Genomic DNA, 15963 nt, shown 5'->3' on the forward strand with positions numbered 1-15963 from the left:
ACACCCTCACCCACGGTGAGGTCCCCCGCCCTCGACACGGAGGTCTGCCCCGTGCCCACCCCCCGCACCCGCCTGTCCCTCTGCCTGGCCGCCGCCGGAGCGGTCGCCCTGACGGCCCCGGCGCTCCCCGCGTTCGCCGGTCCCGCCCCGGCCGACGTCCGGGTCTCGGACGGACCCGCCCTGGAGGAGGCCCTCGCCGGCGCCCAGCCGGGCCAGACCATCACCCTGGACAGCGGAGAGTACGTCGGCTCCTTCGTCGCCACCACCTCCGGGACCAGCGGCGCCCCCATCACCCTGACCGGACCCTCCGACGCCGTCCTGGTCAACGACGAACCCGTCTCCGGCAGCGGCTGCCCCGCCCCCGACACCCACAGCAGCGGCTACGGCCTGTGGCTCTACGAGGCCGACCACTGGAACGTCCGGGGCATCACCGTCACCGACTCCAAGAAGGGGATCGTGATCGACCGCTCCGACCACGTCCACCTGAGCGACCTGGAGGCGCGGGGCATCGACGACGAGGGCGTGCACTTCCGTGGTTCCAGCTCGGACGGGTCCGTCCGCGACTCCCGCGTCTCCGACACCGGCCGGGTCCAGCCGGGCTTCGGTGAGGGGGTCTACCTGGGTTCGGCCCACAGCAACTGGGGATGCCACGGGGGCGACGACGGGGTCGACCGCAGCGACCGCACCGAGGTCACCGGCAACCACTTCGGCCCCGACGTCCGGGGCGAGCACCTCGACGTCAAGGAGGGCACCCGCGACGGCCTGGTCTCCGGAAACACCTTCGACGGTCGCGGCCTCTCCGGCCAGAACTTCGCGGACAGCTGGGTGGACGTCAAGGGCAACGGCTACCTGTTCGAGCACAACACCGGCACCTTCGAGCGGCCCGGAGTGTTCGCGCACGGCTACACCAGCACGCAGCAGGTCGACGGTGCGGGCTGCGGCAACGTGTTCAGTGACAACCACTCCGACCTGGGCGGGGTCGGCGGCTTCGCGATCGCCCTGTGGAGCCAGTCCGACTGCGCGGACGAGCCCAACGTGGTGCACGCCTCCAACACCGTCACGAACGCGACCCGGGGGCTGACCAACGTCGACGTCACCCCCTGACCCCTCGCACGCGAGGCGCCCCCGACCGAACTCGGTCGGGGGCGCCTCGCGGTCTCCGTGACCGCCGCGGGATCAGCCCTGCTCAGCGACCAGCTTCTCGGCGCCGACCAGGCGCACGCACACGGCCAGACCCTCGATGGCCTCCTCCAGCGCGTCCAGCTCCGGGAAGGAGGGCGCGATGCGGATGGTGCGGTCCTGCGGGTCGTCACCGTAGGGGTGGGTGGCCCCGGCGGGGGTGAGCGCGATCCCGGCCTCGGCCGCCCGGCGCACGACCTCGCGCGCGCAGCCGTCCAGGACGTCCAGGCGCACGAAGTAACCGCCCTTGGGGGTGGACCAGGTCGCCAGACCGGTGCCGCCGAGGCTCTTGGTGAGGACGCGCTCCACCGTCTCGAACTTGGGCTCCAGCAGCTCGCGGTGGCGGCGCATGTGGGCGCGCACGCCGTCGGCGTCGCCCAGGAACATGGCGTGCCGGAGCTGGTTGACCTTGTCCGGGCCGATGGTCCGCTTGCCGGCGAGCCCCTGGAACCAGCTCACGTTGGCGGGGGAGGAACCCAGGAACGCGACCCCGGCACCGGCGAAGGTGACCTTGGAGGTGGACCCGAAGACCAGGACGCGGTCGGGGTTGCCGCTCTCGGCGCAGGCGGCGAGGACGTCGGCGATCTCCACCTCCTCGTCGGTCAGGTGGTGCACCGCGTAGGCGTTGTCCCAGAAGATCCGGAAGTCCGGGGCGGCGGTGGGCATGGCGGCCAGACGCCGCACGACCTCGTCGGAGTAGGAGACACCGTCGGGGTTGCTGTACTTGGGCACACACCAGATGCCCTTGATGTCGGCGTCGGCGCTCACCAGGCGCTCGACCACGTCCATGTCGGGTCCCTGGTCGGTCATCGGGACGGGGATCATCTCGATGCCGAAGCGCTCGCACAGGGCGAAGTGCCGGTCGTAGCCGGGGACCGGGCACAGGAACGCGATCCGCTCGGCGTCCGCCCAGCGACCGGTCCCGCCGGGCACCGTGCCCAGGAAGGCGTTGGCCAGGCTGTCGTGCATGAGCTCCAGGCTGGCGTTGCCCCCCGCGATCAGCTGCTCGACCGGGACCTGGAGGAGGTCCGCGAAGATCTCCCGCAGTTCGAGGAGGCCCTGGGGCGCGCCCGCGTAGTTGCGGCAGTCGGTGCCGTCGGCGGCGGTGTAACGGCCGCGGGGCAGTTCGAGCAGTTCCGCGGACAGGTCCAGCTGGCGGGCGGACGGCTTGCCCCGGGTCAGGTTCAGGGAGAGTCCACGCTCGACCAGGGCGGCGTGGTCGCGCCGGGCCGACTCCAGGAGCTCGGAGGGCGGTGTGGGGCTGCTTGCGGTGGTCACGGGATGTTCCTTCCAATGGGACGCCCCCGGTGCGCCGCACGTCGTGGAACGGGGCGCACGGGGATTCGCACAGGAATTGTCCCAGATCGCGGGCGCGACGTCCCGGTCAGGTCGTCATCCCCGTGTCCGGCGGGCGCGCGGGGCCGCCAGGTCGGGTCCGGTTCGTCTCCTTCGACCGCGAGGAGCCCTCCGGAGGGTTCACGGGGCGGTGACCCCGAGACGGCCCATGAGTTCGGGCTCGGTGATGATGTCGATGCTCTGGCCCTTGGCGATGTAGGCCTCGGCCTGCCTGTGCTTGGACGTCTTGCCGCCGTGGTCGCTGTCGGCCACCACCAGGACGTCGGTCTTCTTGGTCACGTTCTTGGCGGGCTGGCCCCCGGCCTCCGCGATGCGCTTCCACACCTCGGGCTTGTCCATGGAGCGCAGGTCCCCGGAGACGCACACCGTGCGGCCGTGGAGGGGACCGGCCGGGTCGGCGTCGGGGGAGGGTTCGGGGAGCGGGGTCTGCGCGGCCCGCTGCCACCGACCGAACCGGTCCTCGCGGGCGGGCGCGTCCACCACGGTGGGGACCGCCATCGGGACCGGTGCCGCCGCGAAGGCCTCCAGACGGCCCAGACGCAGCCCGCTGACCCGGCTGAGCTCGGACAGCGTGCCGGTGCCGTGGCGCCGCATGGCCGCGATCATGATGTGCGCGGCCGCCTCGGCGTCGGCGTCGGCCCGGTGGTGCCGGGTGATGGTGTGGCCCACGTGCGCGGACACCGTGGGCAGACGGTGGTCGGGCAGGTCCCAGGTGCGCCGGGACAGCGCCAGGGTGCAGGCGTAGTCGAAGGCGGGCAGCGCCAGCCCGATGTGGGCGCAGGCCTGGCGCAGCGCCCCCATGTCGAAGGGGGCGTTGTGCGCCACCAGCGCGCCGCCCTGGGCGAACTCGACCACCTGGTCGCGCACCTTCTCCCAGGTGGGGGCGTGGGCGACGTCGGCGGCGGTGATGCCGTGGACCGCGGTGTTGTGCCGGGAGAAGAACGACACCGGTTCCGGCGGCCGGATGAGGCTGGTGAACCGATCGACCACCCGCCCCTCACTCACCCGGACCAGGCCCACGGCGCACACGCTGCCGCGGTCCTGGTTGGCGGTCTCGAAGTCGATCGCGGTCCAGGTGTGGGACACCCCCGCTACCTCCCTTGTACTCGCGTCGGAACGGGTCGAGCGTACCGGGGCCGGTGCACCACCGGAGTCAGAACGGGTCGAAGGAGGAGATCGCCTGCTCGCGCAGTGGCGCGTCCTCGTCCCAGAAGGCCTCGCCGGAGGTCCAGGCCAACGTGTAGTACTCGCCCTCGGCGGCGTTGATGTTGCGGGCCAGCAGGCGCCAGGCGCCCTCGCCCCGGTCCCAGCTGAACTCCCAGTCGGCGGCCGAGACGAAGGAGGTCTCGGAGGTGACGTCCTCCACCCTGATCCGCTCGTAACCGGGCAGCCGGTTCTCCGCGACGGAGTCGGCCTCCTGCTCCAGCACGTGCTCGTACTCGTCGTCGACCGAGTGGGGGGTGCGGTCGATCTGGAGGTAGGCGTTGGAGGTGGTGGAGTCGTAGTACACGCTGGCGCCGTTCGCGCGCCGCACCCAGCCGTCGGGGACCAGCAGGGCGAACCCGTCGGGGTCCTCGGTCCAGGTCATGCCCTCGGCGGAGGGGTGCGAACCCGGCTCCTCCACCGTGGCGCTGGCCCCGGGTACCCGGGGGTCGGCGTCCGCCCGACCGCTCCCGGCCCAGCGGTCGACCACCACCAGGGAGGCGGCGATCAGCAGGGCGGCCAGGCCCAGGGTGAGCACCACCACGGGCCAGGTCAGGCGCCGGGTGCTTCGGGGCGCGGGGTCCGCTGGTGCGGGGGTGGTCGGCGCGAGGGGAGCGGTCCCGCCCACGAGGCCGGTCGCTCCCAGCGGGCCGGAGGCCTCGTTCACGCCGGGGGCGGGCGGGGGAAGGTGGGCCACGGTCAGGGTCGAGGTGCCGCTCTCGCCCCGGGCGGCGGCGCTCAGCAGCGCCCGGCAGCCGGGACCGTCCAGACGGTGGGCGGGGTCCTTGACCAGCAACCCCCGGATCGCCTCGCCCAGCGGTCCGGGCAGGGACTCGGCCGGGTCCGAGGTGAGGACGGCGTGCAGGGTCGCCGGGACGCCCTCGCGCAGGAACGGCGACACCCCCGTGACCGCGTGGTACAGGGTGGCTCCGAGTGACCACAGGTCGCTGGCGGGGGTGGCGGGCTGGGAGTCGAGCCGTTCGGGGGCCACGTAGGCGGCGGAGCCCATCACCCCGGATGTCTGGGTGACGGAGGCGGTGTCCACGATGGTGGCGATCCCGAAGTCGGTGAGCACCACCCGGCCGGAGGCGGTGACCATGACGTTCTCGGGTTTGACGTCGCGGTGGGTGATGCCCTGACCGTGGGCGGTCTCCAACGCGTCGAGCAGGCCCAGCGCCCAGGCGGCGGCCCGCTCCGGGGGGACCGGGCCCCGCTCGCGCACCAGGCGCAGCAGGGAGTCGCCGTCCAGGAGCTCCATGACGATCCACGGTCGGCCGTCGTCCTCGACGATGTCGAACACGGTCACGATGTTGGGGTGCTGGCCCATGGCGGTGGCCTGGGCCTCGCGGCGCGCGCGGGCGGTCACCCGGGCCCGCTCCTCCTCGTCCAGGCCCGGCCCCAGGAGGATCTCCTTCACCGCCACGGGGCGGTTGAGCCCGTTGTCGTGTGCTCGCCACACGCGGCCCATGCCTCCCCGCCCGACCTCGGAGTGCAGTTCGTAGCGCTCGCGCAGTGTGCGGTGGGGAAGGACCACCAGGGACTCCTGTGGGGACGGGGCCGAACGTGAGGGCGACGTGCTGGCCGCGGGGGCGGGGCGGGAGTTCACACGTCAGGGCGCCCATTGTAGGAAGGAACGGACCCCGGGGCGCACTTCGGTCGTCGGGTCAGGACTCGCCCTCCGCCAGGAAGTCCCTGACCAGTCGGTTCACCACCTGGGGCGACTGTCGGTTGACCCAGTGCCCCTGACCCGCGAGGAGTTCCAGGCGGGCCCCGGGCACCGCGTGGGCGGCGGCGACGGTGGTGGCGGGCCGCACGCCCCGGTCCTGGTCCCCCTGGACGAAGAGCGCCGGGCAGCGGATCTCGCCCAGGCGGGGTCGCAGGTCCACGTTCATCCGCCACGGGCCGATGGAGGCGTTCTGCCAGTCGGAGGAGCCCGCGCCGTGGGCCGCCATCTCGGCCATCACCTCGTCGACGACCTGGTCCTGGTCGGGGGCGGGCCCGGCGAACAGCCCCGCGCGGACGAAGGCCTCGACCCTCCTCCGGTCACCGACCATCATCCCGGGCAGGGTGGTGTTGAGCAGGCGGCTCCGGGAGACGAGCCACAGGAGCTGGTGGTAGACGGGCGGGAAGGACAGGATGCCCGCGGGCGCCATGGCGACGAGGCGTTCCACGCGGTCGGGGTGGTCGATGGCGGTGGCCAGGGTCATCGCCCCGCCCTGGGACAGGCCGACGACGGCGGCGCGGTCGACACCGAAGCGGTCCAGGGTCGCGGTCACGCAGCGTTGGAGGGCGCCGTGGTCGGCCCGGCCGTTCCACGGGGTGCTCAGGCCCTGTTTGGGCCAGTCCGGGGCGATGACGCGGTGGTCCCGGGCGAGGTCGGGGATGAGGTGGCGCCAGCTCATCGTGGCGCTGTCCACGCCCGCGCCGCTCAGCAGCAGCACGGGCGGCGCGTGTTCGGGGCCCTCCACGACGACGCTCAGGCGCCCCTCGGGCAGCCGTACGTGCTCGCGGTGGAAGTCGGGTGCGCTCATCCGTGGTCCTCCCGTCGGTCCCGCCAGCGCTGGAGCATGGCGGGGAGTTCGGTCTCCAGGAACCCGTAGAGCTCGTGGACGTTGGCCAGGCGCTCGCGGCGTTCGGGCGGGGCGTCCCGCAGGGTCTCCAGTCCGCGTTCGGTGACCCGGCGGAAGCTGGTGGCCAGGGCGTAGCGGCGCTCCAGCATGCGGCTCCAGCCGTCGGCGGCGATCCGGAAGTACTCCTGCCGCTCGCCGCGCTTGCGTACCCCCTCGACCAGTCCGCTGGGGGTGAGCATGCGGGTGGCGGTGCTGATGGAGCTGCGGCTGACCTGGAGCACCTCGGCCAGGCGCGCGGCGCTCTGTTCGGGCGGATCGCTGATCAGCAGCCAGCCGATGACCCGGCCGGAGATCAGCGGCAGGCCCTCGTCTTCGAAGAACACGGCGACGTCGTCGACGAAGGCCAGTTCCTCCTCGGCGGGTTCACTCATACGAGCAGATTACAGTCATTGCAGTCATGACTGCAATGACTGCAATGACTGCAATGGAGGCGTGGTCCACTCCGAAGGGGCGCTGCCAGCCGGTTCCCGCCGAGGATGTCCATCTGAAGAACGCGAACGTCACGGCGACGGCCGAGGTGCGGCGCGACCGTCCCGCAGCCGGGATCCGCCACGCCTCGCAGCCGGGCACGGTCGCCGCCCGAGGCCGCGAGTGCGCCGGGGAGGTGGCAGCGGTCACCTGGGGCCCCGTGGCGGCGGACGGGACGCTTCGCGCGACGGGCGGGGGGAGGGGCGTCCGGCTACGGCCACGTGCACCGGACCCCCCGCCCCCAGCAGGTCGGCCTCGGCGCCCGGATGCGAGGTTTGGCCCGCTTGTGGTAAAAGTTAGGCGTGCCGAACTTTAGAGATGGGTTCTCTTCAAACGCCTGGTCGACCATGATCCCCGGGGTTGCCCTCACCCTGGCCCTCAGCGCCTGCTCCACCACCGCCGGTACCGACCGCGACGACGGCCGCCTCCTCGTCCTGACCACCTTCACCGTCATCGCGGACATGGCCGAGAACGTCGCCGCCGGTCGGGTCGAGGTCGCCTCCCTCACCCGGCCCGGCGCGGAGATCCACGGTTACGAACCCACCCCCGACGACCTCGTGCGCGGCCAGGACGCCGACCTCATCCTGGAGAACGGCCTGGGCCTGGAGGCCTGGTTCCAGCAGTTCACCGACCGCGTGGACGCCCCCACCGCCGTGCTGAGCGAGGGCATCGACACCATCCCCGTCTCCTCCGGCGGCTACGAGGGAGAACCCAACCCGCACGCCTGGATGTCCCCCGACAACGCCCTCGTCTACGTCGACAACATCCGCGACGCCCTCACCGAACTCGACCCCGAGGGCGAGGCGGCCTACGCCGAGGCCGCCGAGGCCTACAAGGAGGAGATCTCCGAGGTCGGCACCTACCTGGACACCGAGCTCTCCGAGGTCCCCGAGTCCTCCCGAGCCCTGGTCACCTGCGAGGGCGCCTTCTCCTACCTGGCCCGCGACGCCGGACTGACCGAGCGCTACCTGTGGCCGGTCAACGCCGAACGCGAGGGCACCCCCCAGCAGATCGCCGCCGTCTCCGAGTTCGTCCGGGACAACGACGTGCCCACCGTGTTCTGTGAGAGCACCGTCAACGACAGCGCCCAGCGCTCCGTGATCCGCGAGACCGGGGCCGCCATGGGGCAGACCCTCTACGTCGACTCGCTCTCCGAGGCCGACGGCCCCGTCCCCACCTACCTCGACCTGCTCCGCCACGACGCGGAGGCCATCGTCGCCGGACTGACCGGCCCGTGAGGAAGGAGACGCCGTGACCGCCGCCATCGAGGTCACCGGGGCCACCGTGCGCTACGGCGACGTCCTCGCCCTGGACGACGTCCACCTGTCCGTGGAGCCCGGCCGGGTGTGCGGGCTGCTGGGCATGAACGGCTCGGGCAAGTCCACCCTGTTCAAGACCGTCCTCGGCCTGGTCCCCGTCGACCAGGGCCGGGTCCGCCTGCTGGGCATGGGCAGCACCGCCGCCCGCCGCAAGGGCCTGGTCGGCTACGTCCCCCAGTCCGAACAGGTGGACTGGGCCTTCCCCGTGCGGGTGCGCGACGTGGTCATGATGGGCCGCTACGGGCACATGGGCCGCAGACGCCGCGCCCGGCCCGCCGACCGCGAGGCCGTGGACCACGCCCTGGCGCGCACGGACCTCACCGATCTGGCGGACCGCCAGATCGGGGCGCTCTCCGGGGGCCAGCGCAAACGCGCCTTCGTCGCGCGCGCCATCGCCCAGGAGGCCGACGTGCTGCTCCTGGACGAACCCTTCGCGGGCGTGGACAGGCGCTCGGAGGCCACCATCACCGACCTGCTCCTGCAACTGCGCCAGACCGGGCACACCCTGCTGGTGTCGACCCACGACCTCGCCCAGGTACCGGTGCTGTGCGACGAGGCCGTCCTGCTCCAACAGCGCGTGATCGCCCACGGTCCGCCCGAGGAGGTCCTGCGACCGGACGTGCTCCTGGAGGCGTTCGGCATCCACCCCAGTGAGGAGCGACGCTCGTGGACGTCCTGATGGCGGTCGTGGAATGGTTCGCGGTGCCGATGCGGTTCGAGTTCGTGCAGCGCGCACTGCTGGTGAGCGTGGTCGCGGGCGTGGTCTGCGCGGTGCTCTCCTGCTGGATGACCCTGGTGGGCTGGTCTCTGATGGGCGACGCGGTCTCGCACGCGGTGCTGCCCGGCGTGGTGCTCTCCTACATGTTCGGGATGCCCTTCGCGCTGGGCGCCCTGGTCTTCGGCGGGGGTTCGGTGGCGCTGATCGGCGTGGTCAACCGCACCTCCCGGGTCAAGGAGGACGCGGTGATCGGCGTGGTCTTCACCGCCATGTTCGCCCTGGGGCTGGTGATGATCTCGCGGGTGCCCAGCCAGACCGACCTCAGCCACATCCTGTTCGGCAACGTGCTGGGGGTCTCCGACGCCGACATCCTCCAGGTGCTGATCCTGGCCGCCGTGGTGCTGGCCGTGGTCTGGTACAAGCACCGCGACCTGACGATGTACGCCTTCGACCCGGTCCACGCGCACGCCATCGGCGTCAACCCGCGCCTGCTGGAGACCCTGCTGCTGGGTCTGCTGTCGGTGACGGTGGTGGTGGCGCTCCAGGCGGTGGGGATCATCCTGGTCGTGGCCATGGTGATCATCCCCGGCGCCACCGCCTACCTGCTCACCGACCGCTTCGAGCGGATGCTGCTGATCTCGGCGGGGATCGCCGTCGTCGCCGCCGTGGCGGGGGTGTTCACCAGCTTCCACCTGAACGTGTCCACGGGTGGCTGCATCGTGCTCTCCCAGGCGATCGCGTTCACCCTCGCCTACCTGTTCTCCCCCCGGCAGGGGCTGATCTGGAAGGGCCGTGCCGCCCGTGCGCTGCGGGCGCGAGGCAGGGGGACCCGCGTCCTCGACTGAGCCGATGAACAATCCGTTCAAAACACTTTGTTGACAACCAAATGTTGGCAACACATAGTGGACCCATGGAGAACACACACGACGCCTTCACCCGACCCGACCCGGAACAGGCCCGGCGCAAACGCGTCCACGAGGCCCTCTTCCGCATCACCGAACGGCACTCCACCGGAGAGGACCGCGCCCGCTGGACCCGGTCGCACATGCCGATGTCCCCCCACGAGGCCATCCGCCGCGTCAGCGACCTGGCCGCGGGCAGCGCCCTCCCCGACGAGGGCGCCCCGGCCGTGGACCAGGACGACCTCACCGCCGCGCTGACCCTGGTCCCCTGGGCCCGAGCCGAGTTCGACCAGCTGGAGTCGGGGCTGCTCACCATGGCCAAGGGGCGCGGCATGACCTGGCAGGAGATCGCCTTCGGCCTGGGGCTGGGCACGGCGCAGGCCGCCCGGCAGCGCCAGGAGCGCCTGACCCGGCGCACCGAGGAGGACTAGGCGACTGACCGGGCGCCGCGCGCGGCCGTCCCGGACCGGTCAGGGGCGTCACCCTCAGGGTCACGGGCCCACGATCACCGCGCGGGCGAGGGCGCAGCGGACCGGCGGGCCTGGGCGCCGGAGGGCATCGGGCCACTCCCGCCGGACGGGACCGCACGTGCGCGCGCCCCGGGACGCCCGTGACCCAACGGCAGTTCCACGCCCCGCGACCGGCCCGGGGCCGGTCGCGGGGCGGGAGGTCACAGGAGCATGGCGAGCTGGCGGGCCTGGGCGACCAGGGTGCCCCGGCTGTCCCAGATCTCCATGTCCTCCTCGTGGAGGCTGTTGGCGACGTGCCTGGTGGAGACCCGGCAGGCCAGCCAGCCGGGGGCGGGCCTGGCGCGCACGTGGGTGGTCAGTTCCACGGTGATCGTGCTGAACTCACCGATCTCCAGGACCGCCGGGACGGCGAAGTCAACCATGGCGGGCAGCGAGTGCACGTCGGCGTCGCGGCCGTCGGCGAACCGCATCCAGAAGTCGGTGCGGGGCTGGCCGTCCTTCTTCCCGTCGAGCCACCCGGGGCGCTCGGGGTAGCGGTAGTCGACGCGCTGGGCGATCGTCAGGCCCTCGTGCGCGCCCGAGAACTCCGGGGGCAGGTAGCAGTCCTCCGGGGCGGGCAGGTCCGGCGGGCCCTCCAGGTGCAGCTCCCGGCCCTCGGCGGTGAGGTCGCCGTAGGTGGCGGTGGCGCGCAGGATCTCCTTGCCGCCCTGTTCCGCGACGACCGCGCCGGTGGCCGTGCGGCGCCCCTCGCGGACGGTCTCGGTGCGCAGCACCGCCGGGCCGGGGGCGGCGGGGCGCAGGAAGAAGGCGGAGACCACGAGGGGGTCGGGTTGGGTGAGGGTCTGGCCCAAGGCATTGAGGGCCGTCCCCAGGACGTAGCCGCCGTTGGGGTGTGAGGTGAACGTGGTCCAGCCGTCGGTGAGGGTGGCTGTGAACTCGCCGTCGGCACGCTTCTCGACCCGGGTGTCCTGGTCGAACTCGTAATCCTCGGCGGGGTGGTCAAGGCTCATACGACAATGTTACCGATGGGTAGAACTCGTGACCACAGTAGAACCGAACAGGATTCTGTTCCGTCCCGGGATCCTCGATGCCCCTGACGCAACGTCGGGCCCCACCTTCGTCACGCCCCCGGGCCAGGGAAGAGGTCTCCCGGACGGCGCTCCGCCTCCAGCATCGACGCCTACGGCAAGAGCCCTGAGCCGGTACCCGCCCGAGGTGTTCGCCGCCAACACAGCCCGACACGAGGCCGACCGGCGGCCCGGGCCCGGGAACGACCGGCGAGGTTACGGACCCGCTCCGACAAACGGACACCGACGCCCCGGCTTCCGGCCACCTCGGAGCCGCGCGCGGTGGGTCACCCCACCCCGAGACTGGCAGAATGGGCCGCCCCCTCCGCTCCCTCACCCCTCCTGGCTGTCAACCTTGCACGAGCTCCGCCATGCCTACGACACCCATCTGCGCGGCCACCTGCCCTCCCCGTCCCAGGCCGGTGCGGTGCACCTGCGGGACCGGCACGTGGACGGCGGACGCCTCGTCCGCACCCACTACGGCACCCACGGCGTCGTCGACCACGGCCCCCTGCCGAGCGGAACCGACCTGCCCGCGCTGGTCGCCCGCCAGCGGAACCGGTTCGAGGCGCACACTGAACCCGCCCACTGGCCCGTGCACGCCCACGACCCGCCCGCCCTGACCCGCGCCCTGGACGCGGCCGGGTTCGTTCCGGGCCCCGAGAGATCCGTCCTGGTCGCGGCGCTCACCGACCTCCCCTCCGCGCCGCCCCCGCAGGAGGAACAGCTCCGGGAGAACGACCGAGTGTCCGCCCAGGCCGTCCGACGCCTGGCCGCCGCCTCCGGACCGCACCGGCGCTCCCTGACCGAACACGAGGCGGACGGCAGCGCCTTCGAGAAACGGACCCTCACCCTGGTGCACGAGGCCCACGTACGCGCCGCCAGCTGGGCCACCCTGCACACCGGGACCCCCTTCGTGGTCCTGGAGGGGATGACGGCGCCCCGCGCCGAGTTCCTGGGGGAGTGGGCCCGGCACGCGAGCTCCGGCCGCGTCCTGCCCCTGTGGTGGGTGTGGACCCAGGCCGAGGCCCGCCTCATGGCCGCCGAGGCCGACCCCCAGGCCCAACCCGACCTGCACGAACTACTCCTGACCTCGGGATTCCAGGAGGTCGCCACCGTACGCACCCACACCTGGGCCCCGCCCGGCGCACCCGCCCCGACCCGGCCGGTCGCCGAGCTCCACGACGACCCCGAACACGACGACCTGTGGGACCGGTTCACCGAACGCTTCTTCTTCACCCCCAGCACCACGGTCTTCCCCGGCATCGTCGAGCCCACCCCCTCCGTGACCTGGTCCGCCCACGCCGTGGCCGGGAACCCCGACCACCTCTCCGAACTGAACCGGGTGGTACGGCGCGCACTCGCCGCCAGCGTCCCGGAGGGCGAACACCTCTACTCCCTGGGGTGGCAGCACACCGGGCGCCGGTACGACCCCCGCAGAGTCGGCGGAGACGAACAGCCCCGCCACCCCGCGCACACGTTCCCCGACGGCGACTACCACATCAACCTCGCCGGGGACCTGCGTCTGGGGACCTTCGGGCACCCCTGGGAACACGACCAGGGGACCCTGTGCGTGTTCGGCCGCGAACTGCTGGCCGAGGTGGAGACGGACCTCGACCGGCTGCTGGGCGCACCTCTACGCAGGGACGGCCGACGGATCCGCTGACCCGGCCGGGGGTGGCCCCGGACGGCGGGACCTGCCAGGGTCGGTGCGTGACCGAAACCGCCGCCCGCGCCCTGGCCGCGTGGGAACACCTCGCGCGCACACGTGCCACCGGTCCGCTGACCGTCGCCGCCGCCCCCGACTCCGACCTGTGTCCTCCGGCCTGGTGCGGAGTGGTCCGCCTGGGCGGGACCACCCTGGCGACCGCCCCCACCGGAGCGGACGCTGACACCCTTCGCGCGGCCCTGTCCCGGCTCGACCCCGCCGAGCACGTCGACCCGGGCGCCCTGGGTGCCGTCCTGCCCGTCACCGAAACCCTCGGACTCGCCGCACTGGCCTACCTGACCAGGGAGAACCTCCGTCCGCGCCCCACGCTCGGGGTGACCCGCCGGTCCACAGGGGACCCCGCCGTCCTGGCCCTGCTGGAGCGGACCGGACCGGAGGAGGCGGGGGAGAGCGGGATCTCCGAGGTGGAGACGCCTCTGTTCACGCTGGCAGTGCGTGCCGAGGTCGTGGCCGCGGCCGGTTTCCGGGTGCTGGCCGGGGACGTGGCCCACCTGTGCGTGCTCACTGATCGGGAACACCGGGGGAGGGGGTTGGCCGGGACGGTCGCGTCCGCCGCCGTCAGCCACGCCTTCGCCCAGGGCCGTCTGCCCCAGTGGCGGGCCCGCTCAGCGGCCTCGCGTGGAGTGGCCGCTGGCCTGGGGTTCAGGGAGACGGGGGCCCAGCTGAGCCTCCGGCTGGGTTGAGGGACTCCCGGGCCGAGGCCAGCGCTTCGGCGGCCCGGTCCCTCTGGAACGGGTCGTTGTTCTCTCCGAGGAGCCTGACCGCGCGTTCCAGGTGAGGGATCGCCTTCGCTGGTTGACCCGCGGCCGCCCAGGTCAGACCGAGTTCGTGCCGGGACAGACCCTCGTGGTGCAGGTCCCGCTCTTCGGTGAAGAACCCGACCACCTCACCGAGTTCGGCCAGAGCCTCCTCCGTTCGTCGAAGGCCCCGAAGGCAGATGGCCACGCCCATGTCCGCCTTCACCGCCTCACGGGTGTCTCCCAACCCCAGGAACATGCTCCGGGCCCGTTCATAGGCCTCCATCGCCTCCGCGAATCGCTCCTCCCGTCTCAGCACCGCACCCAGGTTGTCCCACACCCTGGCCTCGCGGTGGGTGTCTCCCAACTGGTGGAAGAAGCCCTGGGCCCGCTGATGGGCGTCGACGGCCTCCGCGGTTCGGCCCACCTCGCGCAGGGCCTCACCCAGGTGATTCCACGCGTTGGCCTCGCGAAGGACGTCGTCCATCCGGGCGAACACGGCCTGTGACCCCCGGAGGGCGTCGATGGCCTCCTCGAACCGCCGACCTCCGCTCAACGCCGCCCCCAGACCACTGCGCGACACGGCCTCCCCGTGGGTGTCCCGCAGCTTGACGTAGAGGTGTCGGGCACGCCCGTGGGCGTCGACGGCCTCCTCGAACCTGCGTGTCACGCGCAGCGCCGCCCCCAGGCGGTTCCATGTGGCGGCCTCCCGGTTCTCGTCCTCGCTCCGCCGGGCGGCGCTCAACGCGATCCGCTGCAGGTCCTCCAGGTCGGTGAGGTCCCGGCGCCATTTGAGATAGGTGTTGATGTGCCGGGGGAGGTCGGTCTCGGTCCGTGTCTCACCCAGCCTGCGGGCCACGTGCACGGTGTCGATCAGGACCGCGCGTTCCGCGTCCAGCCACCGTGTGGCCGCGGCACGGTCCGCGAACGTGTCCGGCGTCCGCTGGCCCGGCAACGCCACCAGGTTGAAGCGGGCGTCGTTGGCCATGGACGAGTAGTGCTCGAACAGCCGCCGCCGGGCGCGGACGAACCGGTCCGGGGCGTCGTCCCCGGAACTCAGGGAGGCCGCGTAGCCGGCGGTCAGGTCGTGCATCCGCCACCGGCCCGCCCTCCCCGACACCAGGTGCGCGGCCGACAGGGCGCGCAGGCGCCCCAGGACCTCGGCCTCCTCGACCCCCGCCAGGACCGCCGCTGACGCCGTCGAGATGTCCGGCCCGGGTGCCAACCCCAGCAGGGCCAGCAGTTCGGCTGCCTCCGGCACCAACCGGGCACGGGACTGCTCGAAGACCGTGTACAGGCTCCGGGAGTCGTCCCCCAGCCTGAGCAACCGGGTCTCGGACGCCTCCAGGGTGTCCGCCAGCTCGTCGGCGGTCATGTCCGGGGCCGCTCCCAGGACGGCGGCGCAGACGCGCAGCGCCAACGGCAACCCGGCGCAGGCCTTCGCCACCCGGGCCAGGCCCTCCTCCTCCACGACGCGCGGATCATCCGGATCACCCACCCGGAGCGCCCCCACCAGCACCCGCACGGCGCGGTCGGCGGGGAGGTGGTCGATGGGGATGCGCCGCCAGCCGTGCGAGGTGAGCCGGTCGCGCGAGGTGGCGAGCAGGCGGTGCCGGGTCCGACCGGGCACCAGGGGCGCGACCTGCCCCGCCCCGGAGGCGTTGTCGGCCACCACCAGGATCGGCCCGCCCAGTTCCAGAGCCCGCTCCTCCAGCGCGGACCGGTACAACCCGCGCCGGGCGTCCGCGTCGGCGGGCCACCGTTCCGTGGGCACCTCCAGGCTGTGAAGGAAGGACTCGACCGCCCGGTCGCCGTCGACCGGGGTGGTGTATCCGTGCAGGTCGACGAAGAGCGCCCCGGCGAACCACCCCCGACGGATCGCCTCGTGTCCGGCGGCCAGGGCCAACTGGGTCTTGCCGACCCCGCCCATGCCCCGGGAGACCACCACCCCGGGAACGCCCTCGGCCCCGGGGTCGATCACCGCGAGGACCCGCTCCAGCTCCCCGCTCCGACTGGTGAACCCCGCGTCCACCGAGGGCAGGGTCAGGAGCGTCTGGGCGGCGCCACGGGCGGGGGCGACACCGTAGTTGTTCTGGACGGCGACGGTGTCCCGCGCGGACCATGATCCCTGGACGGTCGCACGGTTGGCGGGCTCGCCGCCGGGGGAGTCGTGTCTGTTCACTCG

Annotated in this window: 14 protein-coding genes; 7 read left to right on the forward strand and 7 right to left on the reverse strand. The window is 72.7% G+C overall.

What is annotated here, in order from left to right:
- The first annotated feature begins 51 nt into the window (after nt 1–51).
- Entirely contained in the window at nt 52–1104 is a 1053-nt protein-coding gene (locus tag AC0VYM_RS16435) for a right-handed parallel beta-helix repeat-containing protein (protein ID WP_475453042.1), read from the forward strand.
- 72 nt (nt 1105–1176) lie between these two features.
- Here AC0VYM_RS16435 and AC0VYM_RS16440 read toward each other — a convergent pair whose 3' ends face one another.
- The 5 genes from AC0VYM_RS16440 to AC0VYM_RS16460 form a co-directional block, all read right to left on the reverse strand.
- Entirely contained in the window at nt 1177–2457 is a 1281-nt protein-coding gene (locus AC0VYM_RS16440) for an aspartate aminotransferase type Ic (RefSeq protein ID WP_475453044.1), read from the reverse strand.
- Nucleotides 2458–2655: 198 nt separating this feature from the next.
- Entirely contained in the window at nt 2656–3621 is a 966-nt protein-coding gene (locus tag AC0VYM_RS16445; RefSeq protein ID WP_475453046.1) for an exonuclease domain-containing protein, read from the reverse strand.
- A gap of 67 nt (nt 3622–3688) precedes the next feature.
- Nucleotides 3689–5272, reverse strand: a complete 1584-nt coding sequence (locus AC0VYM_RS16450; RefSeq protein ID WP_475453048.1) for a serine/threonine-protein kinase — start codon at nt 5270–5272, stop codon at nt 3689–3691.
- Nucleotides 5273–5402: 130 nt separating this feature from the next.
- Complete coding sequence (locus tag AC0VYM_RS16455; protein ID WP_475453051.1) at nt 5403–6269, reverse strand: alpha/beta fold hydrolase; 867 nt, start codon at nt 6267–6269, stop codon at nt 5403–5405.
- The gene (locus AC0VYM_RS16460) at nt 6266–6739 is read right to left on the reverse strand and encodes a GbsR/MarR family transcriptional regulator (RefSeq protein ID WP_475453053.1); all 474 of its coding nucleotides are present in this window, start codon (nt 6737–6739) and stop codon (nt 6266–6268) included. Before AC0VYM_RS16460 ends, AC0VYM_RS16455 begins: the two co-directional genes overlap by 4 nt.
- A 399-nt stretch (nt 6740–7138) precedes the next feature.
- On the opposite strand from AC0VYM_RS16460, the gene AC0VYM_RS16465 reads away from it, so the two are divergent.
- From AC0VYM_RS16465 to AC0VYM_RS16480, 4 genes are all read left to right on the forward strand, one after another.
- On the forward strand, nt 7139–8074 hold the full coding sequence (locus AC0VYM_RS16465; protein WP_475453055.1) for a metal ABC transporter substrate-binding protein: 936 nt from the start codon (nt 7139–7141) through the stop codon (nt 8072–8074).
- 13 nt (nt 8075–8087) lie between these two features.
- The gene (locus AC0VYM_RS16470) at nt 8088–8834 is read left to right on the forward strand and encodes a metal ABC transporter ATP-binding protein (RefSeq protein ID WP_475453057.1); all 747 of its coding nucleotides are present in this window, start codon (nt 8088–8090) and stop codon (nt 8832–8834) included.
- Nucleotides 8822–9718, forward strand: coding sequence for a metal ABC transporter permease (locus tag AC0VYM_RS16475; RefSeq protein WP_475453059.1), 897 nt, complete (start codon nt 8822–8824; stop codon nt 9716–9718). Before AC0VYM_RS16470 ends, AC0VYM_RS16475 begins: the two co-directional genes overlap by 13 nt.
- A gap of 65 nt (nt 9719–9783) precedes the next feature.
- Nucleotides 9784–10206 (forward strand): DNA-binding protein, encoded by a 423-nt coding sequence (locus AC0VYM_RS16480; RefSeq protein ID WP_475453061.1) that lies wholly within the window; start codon nt 9784–9786, stop codon nt 10204–10206.
- Between the two features lie 239 nt (nt 10207–10445).
- Here the strand turns inward: AC0VYM_RS16480 and AC0VYM_RS16485 are convergent, their stop codons facing one another.
- Complete coding sequence (locus AC0VYM_RS16485; protein ID WP_475453063.1) at nt 10446–11255, reverse strand: thioesterase family protein; 810 nt, start codon at nt 11253–11255, stop codon at nt 10446–10448.
- A 412-nt stretch (nt 11256–11667) separates the two neighbouring features.
- Between AC0VYM_RS16485 and AC0VYM_RS16490 the strand changes: the two genes are divergently transcribed.
- Both AC0VYM_RS16490 and AC0VYM_RS16495 read left to right on the forward strand, forming a co-directional pair.
- The gene (locus tag AC0VYM_RS16490) at nt 11668–12978 is read left to right on the forward strand and encodes a DUF2716 domain-containing protein (protein WP_475453065.1); all 1311 of its coding nucleotides are present in this window, start codon (nt 11668–11670) and stop codon (nt 12976–12978) included.
- 47 nt (nt 12979–13025) lie between these two features.
- Nucleotides 13026–13724 (forward strand): GNAT family N-acetyltransferase, encoded by a 699-nt coding sequence (locus AC0VYM_RS16495; RefSeq protein WP_475453067.1) that lies wholly within the window; start codon nt 13026–13028, stop codon nt 13722–13724.
- Here the strand turns inward: AC0VYM_RS16495 and AC0VYM_RS16500 are convergent.
- A complete protein-coding gene (locus AC0VYM_RS16500; protein WP_475453069.1) occupies nt 13684–15960 on the reverse strand; it encodes a tetratricopeptide repeat protein in 2277 nt (758 codons plus the stop codon). The genes AC0VYM_RS16495 and AC0VYM_RS16500 overlap by 41 nt on opposite strands.
- Between the last annotated feature and the right edge of the window lie 3 nt (nt 15961–15963).

Source organism: Nocardiopsis sp. iso_237, assembly GCF_056173345.1.

What these genes read in the sequence shown, in the direction of transcription:
- AC0VYM_RS16455 (WP_475453051.1), bottom strand. Translation starts at nt 6,269, where the DNA reads ATGAGCGCACCCGACTTCCACCGCGAGCACGTACGGCTGCCCGAGGGG.
- AC0VYM_RS16460 (WP_475453053.1), bottom strand. Translation starts at nt 6,739, where the DNA reads ATGAGTGAACCCGCCGAGGAGGAACTGGCCTTCGTCGACGACGTCGCC.
- AC0VYM_RS16480 (WP_475453061.1), top strand. Translation starts at nt 9,784, where the DNA reads ATGGAGAACACACACGACGCCTTCACCCGACCCGACCCGGAACAGGCC.
- AC0VYM_RS16485 (WP_475453063.1), bottom strand. Translation starts at nt 11,255, where the DNA reads ATGAGCCTTGACCACCCCGCCGAGGATTACGAGTTCGACCAGGACACC.